The 12,930-nt window shown below is 36.4% G+C and carries 11 protein-coding genes; all 11 read right to left on the reverse strand.

Annotated elements, in window-relative coordinates; genetic code table 11:
- Nucleotides 1–39 precede the first annotated feature (39 nt).
- Complete coding sequence (gene mraY, locus HBB17_RS07625) at nucleotides 40–1,008, reverse strand: phospho-N-acetylmuramoyl-pentapeptide-transferase (protein ID WP_167956899.1); 969 nt, start codon at nucleotides 1,006–1,008, stop codon at nucleotides 40–42.
- Nucleotides 1,009–1,179: 171 nt separating this feature from the next.
- Nucleotides 1,180–3,123, reverse strand: coding sequence for a penicillin-binding transpeptidase domain-containing protein (locus HBB17_RS07630; protein WP_167956900.1), 1,944 nt, complete (start codon nucleotides 3,121–3,123; stop codon nucleotides 1,180–1,182).
- 106 nt (nucleotides 3,124–3,229) lie between these two features.
- Nucleotides 3,230–5,338, reverse strand: a complete 2,109-nt coding sequence (locus HBB17_RS07635; protein WP_167956901.1) for a peptidoglycan D,D-transpeptidase FtsI family protein — start codon at nucleotides 5,336–5,338, stop codon at nucleotides 3,230–3,232.
- Nucleotides 5,339–5,346: 8 nt separating this feature from the next.
- Nucleotides 5,347–5,919 (reverse strand): septum formation initiator family protein, encoded by a 573-nt coding sequence (locus tag HBB17_RS07640; RefSeq protein ID WP_167956902.1) that lies wholly within the window; start codon nucleotides 5,917–5,919, stop codon nucleotides 5,347–5,349.
- Nucleotides 5,920–5,952: 33 nt separating this feature from the next.
- Nucleotides 5,953–6,888, reverse strand: coding sequence for a 16S rRNA (cytosine(1402)-N(4))-methyltransferase RsmH (rsmH, locus tag HBB17_RS07645; RefSeq protein ID WP_167956903.1), 936 nt, complete (start codon nucleotides 6,886–6,888; stop codon nucleotides 5,953–5,955).
- An 86-nt stretch (nucleotides 6,889–6,974) separates the two neighbouring features.
- Entirely contained in the window at nucleotides 6,975–7,403 is a 429-nt protein-coding gene (gene mraZ / locus HBB17_RS07650; protein WP_167956904.1) for a division/cell wall cluster transcriptional repressor MraZ, read from the reverse strand.
- 325 nt (nucleotides 7,404–7,728) lie between these two features.
- Entirely contained in the window at nucleotides 7,729–9,327 is a 1,599-nt protein-coding gene (locus HBB17_RS07655; RefSeq protein WP_167956905.1) for a bifunctional metallophosphatase/5'-nucleotidase, read from the reverse strand.
- A 406-nt stretch (nucleotides 9,328–9,733) separates the two neighbouring features.
- Complete coding sequence (locus tag HBB17_RS07660) at nucleotides 9,734–10,600, reverse strand: cysteine ABC transporter substrate-binding protein (protein ID WP_167956906.1); 867 nt, start codon at nucleotides 10,598–10,600, stop codon at nucleotides 9,734–9,736.
- A 17-nt stretch (nucleotides 10,601–10,617) separates the two neighbouring features.
- Nucleotides 10,618–11,400, reverse strand: a complete 783-nt coding sequence (locus HBB17_RS07665; protein ID WP_274380773.1) for an amino acid ABC transporter ATP-binding protein — start codon at nucleotides 11,398–11,400, stop codon at nucleotides 10,618–10,620.
- Nucleotides 11,401–12,084, reverse strand: coding sequence for an amino acid ABC transporter permease (locus HBB17_RS07670; protein WP_167956907.1), 684 nt, complete (start codon nucleotides 12,082–12,084; stop codon nucleotides 11,401–11,403).
- Entirely contained in the window at nucleotides 12,065–12,724 is a 660-nt protein-coding gene (locus tag HBB17_RS07675; RefSeq protein ID WP_167956908.1) for an amino acid ABC transporter permease, read from the reverse strand. The genes HBB17_RS07670 and HBB17_RS07675 overlap by 20 nt, the downstream gene beginning before the upstream one ends.
- Nucleotides 12,725–12,930: the final 206 nt, after the last annotated feature.

Consider the following 12,930-nt stretch of genomic DNA (forward strand, 5'->3'; position numbering starts at 1 on the left):
CCATCTGTACAAGACTATTTGCCTGTGTACTTAATATATTTACATGGCACCAAATGCTATGATGCAAAGGATTGCTGTAATTATTGAGAATACAGCAACTACCCTTGTCTCTGACCAGCCACACAATTCAAAATGGTGGTGGATTGGCGCCATTTTAAAGATTCTCTTGCCCCCAGATAATTTAAAATACAGTACTTGAATAATCACTGACAAGACTTCCACAAAATAAATTACGGCTACGATTCCTATATATAAGGGCATCTGTAACACGAATGCAGTGGAAGCTACAAAACCACCCAAAGCAAGAGAACCAGTATCTCCCATAAAAACTCTAGCTGGATATACATTATAAATTAAAAAACCCAATAAGCTACCAGCAACAGCACAAGTTATTGGTGATATCCCACTATTTTCTCCGATTGGAGCAATCATAGCAACAACAGAAAAGAATGTGGCAATTAACACCGTCACACTGGATTCTAATCCATCAAGTCCATCTGTAAAATTAGAACCATTTACCGTACCTAGCATGATAAGAAAGAACATCGGTATAAACATCCATGAGCTCTCTACCATCTTTCCTCCCGAAAAAGGGATGAGTACTGCTGTTCCAATTTCTGTGTCATTCATTAAGTAATACCCAAAAATAGCAGTAACAGTAATCTGTCCTAACATCTTTTGCCATGCACGTAAGCCTAGATTTCGCTTCATAACGATCTTGATGTAGTCATCTAAGAATCCAATTAACCCGAAGCCCAATGTCACAAAAAGGATTGGGATTATATTGGGGTAATCTTTGATATAGAATAAGCATGTGATTACAATACTGACTAGTATTACGATACCACCCATTGTAGGAGTTCCCGATTTTTTCTGGTGTGACCTAGGTCCTTCATCACGAATGTATTGCCCAAATTTCAGTCTTCTTAGAAATGGAATTACAATTGGGCACAATAGAATCGTTATTACAAACGACAACAGTACCGGTAATACTATTATAGTATTCATGCCATTCACCTCGTATTTTCATACGTATATCTTATATTTTCAAGCTTCAAGCATAAGAACACAAGATCACAAGATCACTTGTATACTCTGTCATTTTCCTTATAGACTTTCAGCCAGAAGTTTGAGTCTTCTCTATAATTTAGCAGACTCGCCTAACTTATTAATTATAATCTAATCAAGATATAGAATCAAGTCACTATTTTTGTTGACTTGCTCTCCCTCTAGTGGAAATTGCTCCGCTACGGTATCGCCTTCCCCTATATAGTATATTTCACCGAATTCATATATTTTAATCAGTTCTGCTACCTCTTCTTTTGTTTTCCCTAAAAAATTCGGTACCTGAAAACTTCCAATTTCGAATTTCTCCTTTTCCTCTTCTGAATAGTTTTCTTCAATTCCTAGATAAGGAAGTACATTGCTGAATACATCTGCAATTACAGGAGCTGCTATTGTACCACCATAATAAATTCCTGTTGGTTCATCAATTAAAACGATTGCAATTACTTTTGGGTCATTGGCAGGGGCAAAACCAATAAAGGATGAGATATACTTACCGGTTCCTCTTGGTAATTTTTCAGAAGTTGCTGTTTTTCCACCAATACGAAATCCGGGAAGGTATGCATTCTTACCACTTCCATCTGCTACAACAGCTTCTAACAACTGTTTCATTGTCTCTGACGTTTCTTTGGACAATGCGCCTTCTTTCACATCATACTGTAGTTCCTGTACATAACCAGTCTCTGGATTCGTAACGGAAACACCAAAATGGGGAGTGATTAATTTACCTCCATTAATGATAGCGCTAGCAGCACGTAACAATTGAAGTGGGGTAATCTGAAAGGATTGCCCGAATGATATGGTGGCAAGTTCCACTGCTTCAATATCTTCTATTTTATGCATGATCGAATTTGCTTCTCCAGGTACATCAATTCCTGTTCGATTGAACAAGCCAAGTTTTTTAAAATTTTTATATAAATTTTCTGCACCAACTCTTGCCCCAACTTCCATGAATACTGGGTTACATGAATTCATTATTCCATCCACAAATGTTTCTGCTCCATGTCCGCCTACCTTATGACATCGAATCTTTCGATCCTCTACAATCTTATAGCCCGGACAGAAGAAATTATCTGTTAGTTTTACCACCCCTTCTTCCAACGCAGAAGCTGCGATTACTGTCTTAAATGTAGATCCTGGCTCATACGTATCACTTATGCATGGATTTCTCCACATCTCGTTCAATAAATCATTTTTCTCTTTATCGGTTAATGTGTCTGTGTCCACCCCCGTTTGCACTGTCAAAGTATAAGGGTCATTAAGATCAAATTCCGGATAGTTCACCATAGAATAGATTTCTCCATTCTGTGGATTCATCAAGATCATCTTCACACTTTTTGCTTCTTTTTCCTCCAGTACCTTTTTTGCAGCTTGTTCACAATACTGTTGGATGTTTACATCGATACTTAATGTCAGATTATTCCCTGCAATGGGTTCCACACGATCTTCTGCTGCATTTTCAATCTCTAATCCCTGTGCGGTGGTCAATGTTAAAATTGTACCATCAATTCCTTGCAGTACTTCATCATAATCTACTTCCAATCCGATAATTCCTTGATTATCACTACCGGTAAAACCGATTACTTTGGATGCCAGCGAACCATATGGGTAATATCTTTTATAATCCTCATCAACCATTACTCCATCTAAATCAAAATTACGGATCTTATCTGCCGTTTCTTTGTCTACATTGGATTTGATTCTTTCAATAGAAGAAACTTTTTCTACACGTTTTCTTACTTTTTCTTCACTTAATCCCAATGTTTCCGATAACAGGCGAATTACTGTCTCTGGGTCTTTAATCTGACTATGGATTACGGAGATCGTACAAACTGGTTTATTAGACGCAATTTCAACTCCATTTCTATCATAGATGATTCCTCTTTCCGCCTTGATTGGCCGTTCTCTTTCGTGCAATTGTTGTGCTCGTACGCCATAATAATCTGCTCGATATACCATAATATATGCAAGACGAACAATCAACAAACACGCGATCAACATTATAATTGTATAAACAACAAAAATATTTCTCCGATTATAGGTTCGATTGGTTGCCATAGTTAACCCTCATTCTGTTATTAATTCATTGTATTACTAATAACAACGGGTTATTCCTATAGAAAGATAGGTCGACAGCGTTTTAGGGCACCGTCGACCTATCTAGTTATTCTACACCTTCCTCGTCCGTATCTTGGTTCTGATTTGATTCAATTTCTTTCTTGATTTGCTCATCTGCACTGTCATCTAAGAAATTGTAATTTTCAGTATCATTTTCCTCATCTGAATCTTCATTGGAAGACTCGGAAGAGGTGTCTTCTTTCTTCGTCGATTCTTCTTCCGTTTGAGCCGCATCTTCTTCTGTATCTGTCGTATCATCTGCTGTTTGTGTTGAAGCATCGTCTTTCTTACTCTTGTCATCAGAAGCTGTTTTAGCATCATCTGTACTATCTTTTAAGATTCCAAGGAAAGGAAAGATTTCATCCATAATATCATGAGATAATTTTAATGCATAACTGCTTTGTGCTTGGTTTTCATCATTTACTTCATCAACGATTGTATAGATTACCACTTGAGGATTATCATATGGTGCATATCCCAGAAAGGATACCAAGTAAACCCCTTCTTCACCCGTATGTTTCTCTGCTGTTCCTGTCTTTCCACCAATGGAATACCCTTCTACACCAGCAACTTTTGCTGTTCCTTCTTCCACTGTATTATACAGATAGCGACGTAGCAAATCACTTGTCTTCGTACTGATCACTTGCTTCGATAATACTGCATCTTTCGTTTCAACCGTAGCACCCTCTGCATTCTGGATCTTATTCACAACATGCGGTGTATAATAATAACCACCATTTACAGTAGCACACATAGCAGACGCCATCTGTACCATTGTTACGGTTAAACCTTGACCAAATGAAGTTGTAGCAAGCTCAAATGCGTTCAATTGCTCTTCTGCAAATGTCTGTCCTTTTTCTTCTCCCGGTAAGTCAATTCCTGTCTTTCTACCGAATCCGTAATTTGTTTGATATTTCCAAAGTGTTTTTCTACCCATTTTAGCTGCCACTTGCATCATAACGTCATTACACGATTTCATGATTGCTTCTTCAATAGTAAGATCGCCATGCCCACTTCTGTTTACGCATCGAATCGGCTTTATTCCTTCTACAATTGTTTGTTTTCCATCACAATAATAATGGTCTCCATCTTCCACTATATCTTCTTCTAGTGCAGCCGCCATGACAAATGGCTTAAAAGTGGATCCTGGTTCATAATTTTGTGCGATTGCAAAATTCTTCCATATATCATAAAGCGCATTCAGTCGTTCTTCTTCTGTCATGGCTTTGATTTCTTTTTTGGTATAATATTTTGTCAGATCAAATGGATCATTCAAATCATATTGTTTATCAGAAGCCATGGCAAGAATCTCCCCATTATTGGGATCCATAATAATAACAGCTGCATTCTTCGCCCCTATATCCTTCATGAATTTATCAATATGTTTTTCAACGATTGTTTGAATATTCAGATCAATGGTTGAAACAACGGTGTCCCCATCTACTGCTGGTTTTACTGTACGCTCCAGATTTAACTCATTATCAAAATACCCGTATTCTCTACCATTAGTTCCATTCAAATACGAATTATAAGTCTGTTCAATTCCCCAATTCCCCACATTTCCAGCAGAAGTAAATCCAATGATATCACTTGCTGCTGTGTTATTCGGATATATTCTCTTATATTCTTCTTCAAACCATACCCCTTGAATCTTACTACCCTTGGCAGCCATTGCTTCTTCAAAATCTTTAATTTCACTATATTCTAATTGTTTTAATAAAACCGTATACTGATTCGTCGGTTTATCGGTTAAGATTTGATTAACCTCATCATAATTAACATCAAAATATGTAGTTAATGCTTGCAATGTTGGTTCTCGGTATGGGGTCGTTTTCGCACCGTCTACTGTTTTTGTTTCTAATATAGTTTTCGGATCAAGGATCAAATTATATACTTTTATTGAAGTTGCCAATACGGATCCATTTCGGTCAATGATATCACCCCGACGATAAGGTATAACACTGCTGCTATATGTTTGCTGTGACAACACCTTTTTTGAATATCTCTCTCCATCTTCATTTCGTAAATATGTTAATCGAACAACCAGTGCTAATAATAATAGCAAAACGACACCAAACACAAGCAATGTCTTTGCCTGCATCTGGTGCGTAAACTTTTTGATTTTCTTCGCTTTATTTCGTTTTCCTCTAATCATAACGTCACCTACTTAACATCTTCATCACTTGGGATTTCTTCGAACTGTTTTACATAATCACTCTTTTGACTATCATACTTGATTACTTGATCTTTTTCTGGGAATACCATGCCTAATTCTTTCGTAGCAATTTTGTAAACATAGCTCAAATCGTAGGTTCTAGAGATTTCCTCCATTGCAGCATTGTTATCCTTCTTTAACTTGATTACTTCACTTTCCTTTGCTGCAATACTCTTACTGAGAGCGGTCATATCAGCTTGTACTCGTATATATTGGATGCACACAAAGAACGTCAATGTTACGGCTCCTACAAGCAAAAGTAAGGACACCCCATCCATCGTCTTCGTCTTCTCTCTTCTACGTTTTGCAGCTCTTTCTCTTCTCTTTCTCTCTTGATAAGTCTGCTGTTTTCTTCTTCTTTCTTCTTCGTAATCATAGTCATCATAATCGTCATAATCACTTTGATCATTGTAATCTGGGACAGCTTGCAATTTTCTTGCAGTAGTTCCATCAACGTAATGGTCTCTTTGATAGTACCTGTCTTGCACGTTTTTTGTTCTTTTTATTTGTTGTCGTGCCATTTGTCCATTCTCCTTCCCAGATTTTTTTATTCACTAAATTCTCTCAAACACTCTCAATTTCGAACTTTTTGACCTTGAATTTTCTTCCAATTCTTCTTCTGATGGAATGATTGGTTTTCTTGTTATAACTTTACCCTTTGATTTTTTCCCACATACACAAACCGGAAAACTTGGTGGACAGGTACATGGATTTTCATTATTCCGATATATACTTTTTACAATACGATCTTCTAATGAATGGAACGTTATAATACAAATTCGTCCTTCTGGATTTAATAGATCAATCATATCATTCAAGGTATCATTGAGCACTTCTAATTCTTTATTCAATTCAATACGAATCGCTTGAAATGTCTTCTTAGCTGGATGCCCTGTATTCATACGAACTTTCATCGGTATTGCCGCTTTGATTACTTCCGTTAATTCATCCGTTGTTTCAAGTGGCTTACTCTCTCTTGCTTTCACGATATGCTTTGCTATGTTTTTCGCAAATTTATCTTCTCCATAATCTCGAATGATTCGATAAAGATCATATTCGCTATAGCTATTCACGATATCTTTTGCTGTCTGTTCATTCCTCTGATCCATTCTCATATCTAGTGGAGCATTCTCCCGATATGTGAATCCTCTCTCTGCTGTATCTAACTGGTATGACGATACCCCTAGATCTAACACGATCCCATCAACTTTTTCGATTCCAAGTTCTTGTAATACCTGACGCATGTTACAGTAATTACTTCTTACAATTGTCACTGTATCACCAAACTCTTTTAGTCGTTCGGATGCTGCTTCAATTGCTGCTGCATCTTGATCGATCCCTATGAATCGTCCTCCCTTATCGAGCCTTTTGCACACTTCATAGGCATGTCCACCACCACCAAGTGTTCCATCCACATAGATTCCACCTGGCTTAATATGCAAGCCATCAATTGTCTCTTCTAACAACACTGATTTATGTTTAAATTCCATCCTACGACCTCCATTTCGCTGATGATTGCATATCTTTATCTCTTCTTATTATTTCTGCACATTGCAAAGCTTATGATTACGTATTTTTAAAAACTTAATCCAAATTCCGACATGTGTTCGGCTATTTCATCCATATTTTCGTAAGTGTTGTTGCTTTCCCAACGTTCCTTACTCCAAATCTCGATCTTATTCAGCACACCAACGAGTACTAAATCTTTATCCAGACCTGCATGCTCACGTAATTTCTGTGGTACAAGGATTCTTCCCTGCTTGTCCACTTCACAGCTAGCTGCACCAGCCATAAAGTAACGCTGCAATTGTCTTGCTTCTTTTGTTCCAGGAAGTCCTTTTAGTTCATTCACGAAGTTCATCCACTCTTCATTAGGGTATACAAATAAACACCCATCAAGTCCGAGAGTCATAACAAACTCGTCACCGAGTTCCTCTCTGAATTTGGCGGGAATTATAATTCTGCCCTTGGCATCAATTGTATGATTATGTTCACCCATAAACATATAACACACCTGCTTTCGTGTTTCATCAGCAAAGAGAACGTCTGATCATTGGAATTCGCCTTCTTTTTGTTGATATTGATACCACGAAGTGAAGAATGGAACCACTTTTTCACCACTTTGTACCACTTCACACCACTTTGCACCACTTATGATGTAATTTTATCTCATTATTGGGATTTAATCAAGCATTTCTACAAACAAAAAGACGACAAATTATGGTATCATAATTTGTCGTCTTTTAATTAGTACAAGATATTGTACTTATCTTGACATATATTTATTTTAATACAAGATATTGATTTTTTATAAAACAAGTACTTTAGTCCTATTTTGCAATAGAAACTCTAGGGCTTTCTTCATCGATCTTCTTAATTCCATCAGATCCAATCTTTGAGATATAATTAATCAAAGCTTCATCTAACGCAGAGAATTCATTTACTACAGGTTGTGCTAACATTGTATAGTCATCTCCACCTGTTGCCATGAAATCATTGGTTGCAACAACAAAGCTATCTGTATCTTTGATTGCTTTTCCATTTTTCGTAATTGTAACAATTCTGCTACCTTTTGGTGCTTCTGGATTGTAAGTAACTTCAATACCTGCAACTTGTGCAATACAAGCTAATGATTGAATCTTACCATCTACCATTTCAGGTAATCCGTGTTCAATTGCTTCTTTTAATTCTTTTCCAGTAACTTTCACTGTTACGATATAGTTACCAAATGGTAATACAGTAATTGCTTCTCCCTTAGTAATATCACCCTTATCAATGGAGGCACGAATTCCACCACCATTGGTGATTGCTACATCTGCTCCAGTTTCATTCAACATTGCTGATGTGATCAAACGAGATAGATTTGTTTCCTGTGTACGAACATATTCTCTTCTACCTTCTAATTCAATTGGTGTTGAAGCTACTACTTGATTTAGAATTGGTTCCTGTGCAGCGGTAATACTGTCAATAACAGATTGCACATATTCGTTGTTCGTGATCATACTTGCATTGTAATCGCTTGCTTTGAAAGATGATGCTTGTACATCAACATTCTTATATTGATCAATCGTAATTGTTACCATACCAGCAGTTTCAAGATACTCTCCAGTACTTGTGATTAACGTATTATTTACTTTATGGTAATCACCTAATTGGCTATGGCTATGTCCATCAATGATCAAATTAATTCCATCAACTTTTGCTGCTACATTGTAGCTTTCATTAGCACCACTTGCTTCATCAATTCCAAGATGCGCAAGACATATTACAACATCAACGTCTTCTTTATTACGTAATTTCTCAACAACAGATTTTGCTGTTTTAACAGGATCAGCAAATTTGATTGCTGAAACGTTCTTTGGATTTGTCTTGTATGCTGTTTCTGGTGTAGATAATCCAAATACACCAATTTTTACATCATTTACTTTGTATGTTATGTACTCTTTGTAGCCAGATGCAATTTTTCCAGTTTTCTTATTCAATACATTGGCACCTAATAATTTAACGCCTGCATCTTTTGCTAATTTTGTTGTTGTAGCAGAACCATAATTAAAATCATGATTTCCAGCTACCATTGCATTGTACCCTACTGCTTTTAATACTTTTGCAATGCTTTTTCCTTGCTCTAAAGTTGCAAAGGATTGTCCATGGAACGTATCCCCTGCATCAAAAACGAAGACACGATCTGCATTTTCACGATTGTTATTCACTAAAGTTTTAAACTTTGCATACCCAAAACGTGACAACGTTCCATCACTGTTTGTTGCTTCGTTATACCTAGAATGGACATCATTGGTGTGAAAAATCTTAACAACCGTATCTTTATTCTCTGTCTTTGTTTCTTCTGCAAATGCAGTACCAGGTAATAAAGTTACTACCATCATGACGCTCAACAGTAATGCAAGCAACTTCTTTGATAATTTCTTCATACTTTAAGAACCTCCCTACTAATATGTTGTTCGGTAATCAGAGATCACCCTTTGTTAATAAAGGGTCAAAATAAACTATTAACCCACACATTATTATATAGGTACTCTTCTTTTAATTCAACACAATATATGAAGATTTTTCATAATGAAAATCATTTCTTAATAATTAATGGTTATTGCACACATAACCTGGTTACACTAAGTAATATTTGGTAATTTTCTTCACGTTCGCACCACTAATCAAACGATGTCCAGGTTCGCTATTACCATATTCGAATCGTATTAGAATCTGTATTTTCTTACACAACTATGATAAACACGCTTTGCGAGTTTATCAAGTTATCGCGGCAGTCGCCAAGGTCTCAAGTAAACTTGGACTTTGGCTTGTTGCTCGCGTAATTTCCTTCTATTCGTTTACTTCTCCACTTTCTACCACAAGATTATCTGCATTAGCCGCATCTCCATAAACTGGTTTTAATGTCTCTTCATAGTTTTTGTGGAAAAATTGTTCTTCTCCTAATGTTTTAATCTCCTCATTAAGCCAATTTAATAATTCTGTATTTCCTTTTTGCACCGCTGCAGCAATTGTATCTTGATTTCCAAGGGCATCAACACCGACGCTATACCCTTCGTTTTCCAATGCCCACGCTAAAACTTCTGTATTATCGGTTGACATTGCATCTCCTCTTCCATCTAACAATGCATTGTAAGCATCACTATATTGGTCAAACTTTAGAAGTTTAATATCTGGATAGTTTTCTGAAAAGTAAGTTTCTGCTGTCGTACCTTTACTTACAATCAGTGTTTTCCCATTCAGCTGTGCTGCATCTGTAATCAAGTTCTCCTCTGGTGATACAATACCTAGCGAAACTTTCATGTAAGGCAATGCAAAATCTACTTGTTTTGCACGTTCCTCTGTTACTGTGAAATTCGCTAATATAATATCCACCTTTGCAGAACGAAGATATTCTACTCGACTTGCAGCTTCAACAGGAACATATTCCACTTCTACACCAAGATCATGTGCGATTCGATTTCCATAATATACATCATATCCTTGATAAGTCCCATTTTCATCTACATAACCAAATGGCTTCTTATCAGAAAATACACCGATTACTACTTTTTTGCTGTCTTTAATTTCTTGTAATGTTCTAGATTTTGCCTGTTGATTTCCATTATCTTCTTTTTTTGCGCATCCTGCAAATACCATTCCTACTAATGCTACAATTGTTAATAATGCTGTGATTTTTCTTTTCCCAATTCTACTCATATAAACACTCCTTTTCCTTATATTGCTACCTTTTCTTCTTCCTTTACTTTTTCATAAGAAAACCCTGACAAGAATCTTCTTGCACGATCCGTAGATGGATTACTGAAAAATTGTTCTGGAGTTGTTTCTTCTAGTATAACTCCTTCATCCATAAATACGATTCGATCAGCAATTGCTTTGGCGAATGCCATTTCATGGGTAACGATTACCATTGTAATTCCCTGTTTTGCTAGTTCAAGTACAACATCTAATACTTCTCGAACCATCTCTGGGTCTAATGCTGCTGTAATTTCATCTAACAACATGATTTCTGGTTTCATACACAAAGCACGTACAATGGCTACTCTTTGTCGCTGCCCTCCGGATAATTGTCTTGGATATGCATTGACTTTCTCCGATAAGCCTACCCTCTCCAAAAGCTGTATTGCTTCTTTTTTTACTTCTTCCTTATTTCGATGCTGCACTTTAGTTGGTCCCAACATAACATTTTGTAAGATGGTCAAATGTGGAAATAGTTCATAACTTTGAAACACCATACCGATCTTCTGTCGTACTTCATAGATCTTGTTTTTATTATCATGGACATTCCATCCATTAAAGGAAACCAATCCACCCTGTATCTCTTCTAATCCGTTAACACACCGAAGAAGGGTACTTTTTCCACAGCCAGATGGACCTAAAATTACAATTACTTCCCCTTTCTTCACTTGCAAGGAAACTTGATTTAAGATCTTACGTTCCTCATATTGTTTTTCCAAATGATCAATTTCTAAGATTATTTCTTTTTGATTTATCTTCACTTAACTTCCTCCTTCCACACTCTGTTCCAACCTTTTTGCAATTCTTGTAATGGGATAACAGATCATAAAATACAGAAAAAATATAACCGAATATACCACAAGTGCCGTACCTGGTGTTGTTAATCTTGTTGCTTCAATAATCTGCTGTCCTACTTTTACCACTTCTACCACTCCGATCAAAACGACTAATGAGGTTGTTTTGATCATTCTTGTTACCAAGTTCATTGCCTGTGGAAGTAGACGACGAATCGTCTGTGGTAGAATTACCTGCACATATAATTGTCTATTTGTAAAACCAAGTGCCATTCCACTTTCATATTGATGCTTTGGAATAGATTCCAGTGCTCCTCGGAACAGATCGCCCATCTCTGCAGTTCCCCAAAGGGTAAATACTAAGATCGAAGCACTTTCACCAGATAGATTTAACTGTAAGGTTCTTGCCAATCCAAAATATACAAGAAATAACAAAACAAGTTGTGGCATGATACGAATAAACTCCAAATATATTTTGCATAGGAAACGAACCAGACGCCTTTCACTCTTCATCAGAAAACCGAAAAGCATACCCAACAGTATGGATAATGCAATGGAAATAAGCGCAATACGAATGGTTACCCATAATCCTTCCAGTAATCGTATTGCATTTCTTCCTTGAAATAGTACATCAATTGCCGATTGCCACATGCTTCAACCTCCTTTCTACCAGTGTGAATAAAATTGATATTGGTAATAGGATAATCAGATAGGATACCACCAATAAGAATAGTGCTTCCTCTGTTTCGTAATATAATCCAATTAAATCTTTTGCAACATACATTAGATCTGCCAATGCGACAACACTAAATACGGATGTTTCTTTTATTAAGAAGATTACATTTGCTAAAAATGCAGGTAAAGATACTAGAAATGCTTGTGGTAATAGGATATAGATAATCACTTGCCATTTTTTTAATCCTATACACAAACCGGATTCCTCTTGAATCTTTGGTATTGCTTCAAAACCACTTCGGAATGCTTCTGTCATATAACTACCACCTAGGAAAATCAACCCTACAATCGCACATGTTTCTGACTGCATCACAATTCCAATCTTCGGTAAGCCAAAATACAAAAAGAATAATTGAATTAATAACGGTGTATTTCTCGATAATTCTACATAACCATTTACAAACCTATGTAAAATAGGAAAATGATAATATTGAATCAAACTACACATAAGTCCTACAACTGTAGCTCCCAAAATACCAAAAAACGCTAAGCGTACGGTTAATATTGCTGCCTCTACATACAGCGGAATATATTGTTGAATCACATTAAGATCCATTTGTGCTTTCCCCGCTTTCTACTACTTTTAAAGATTATTACCTTTTGTTATATTCATATATTCATATATTTCATATAGTTTTTATATGAATTGTATGAATATAATATACTCTGTTCTCTTCCAGTTGTCAACACTCTTTTTTCTTTTGTTTTTCTCAGATGAAACAACGCATACGTGTAATCCCCGTTGTTGCTAACGTGTTGTAT

Source organism: Anaerosporobacter faecicola (genome assembly GCF_012070565.1).
GTDB classification, from domain to species: Bacteria; Bacillota; Clostridia; order Lachnospirales; family Lachnospiraceae; genus Anaerosporobacter; species Anaerosporobacter faecicola.

Coding starts and splice junctions, on each gene's coding strand:
- HBB17_RS07660 (WP_167956906.1), bottom strand. CDS start 10,600: ATGAGTAGAATTGGGAAAAGAAAAATCACAGCATTATTAACAATTGTA.
- HBB17_RS07630 (WP_167956900.1), bottom strand. CDS start 3,123: ATGGCAACCAATCGAACCTATAATCGGAGAAATATTTTTGTTGTTTAT.
- HBB17_RS07655 (WP_167956905.1), bottom strand. CDS start 9,327: ATGAAGAAATTATCAAAGAAGTTGCTTGCATTACTGTTGAGCGTCATG.
- mraZ (WP_167956904.1), bottom strand. CDS start 7,403: ATGTTTATGGGTGAACATAATCATACAATTGATGCCAAGGGCAGAATT.
- HBB17_RS07640 (WP_167956902.1), bottom strand. CDS start 5,919: ATGGCACGACAACAAATAAAAAGAACAAAAAACGTGCAAGACAGGTAC.
- rsmH (WP_167956903.1), bottom strand. CDS start 6,888: ATGGAATTTAAACATAAATCAGTGTTGTTAGAAGAGACAATTGATGGC.
- HBB17_RS07670 (WP_167956907.1), bottom strand. CDS start 12,084: ATGTGGCAATCGGCAATTGATGTACTATTTCAAGGAAGAAATGCAATA.
- mraY (WP_167956899.1), bottom strand. CDS start 1,008: ATGAATACTATAATAGTATTACCGGTACTGTTGTCGTTTGTAATAACG.
- HBB17_RS07635 (WP_167956901.1), bottom strand. CDS start 5,338: ATGATTAGAGGAAAACGAAATAAAGCGAAGAAAATCAAAAAGTTTACG.
- HBB17_RS07675 (WP_167956908.1), bottom strand. CDS start 12,724: ATGGATCTTAATGTGATTCAACAATATATTCCGCTGTATGTAGAGGCA.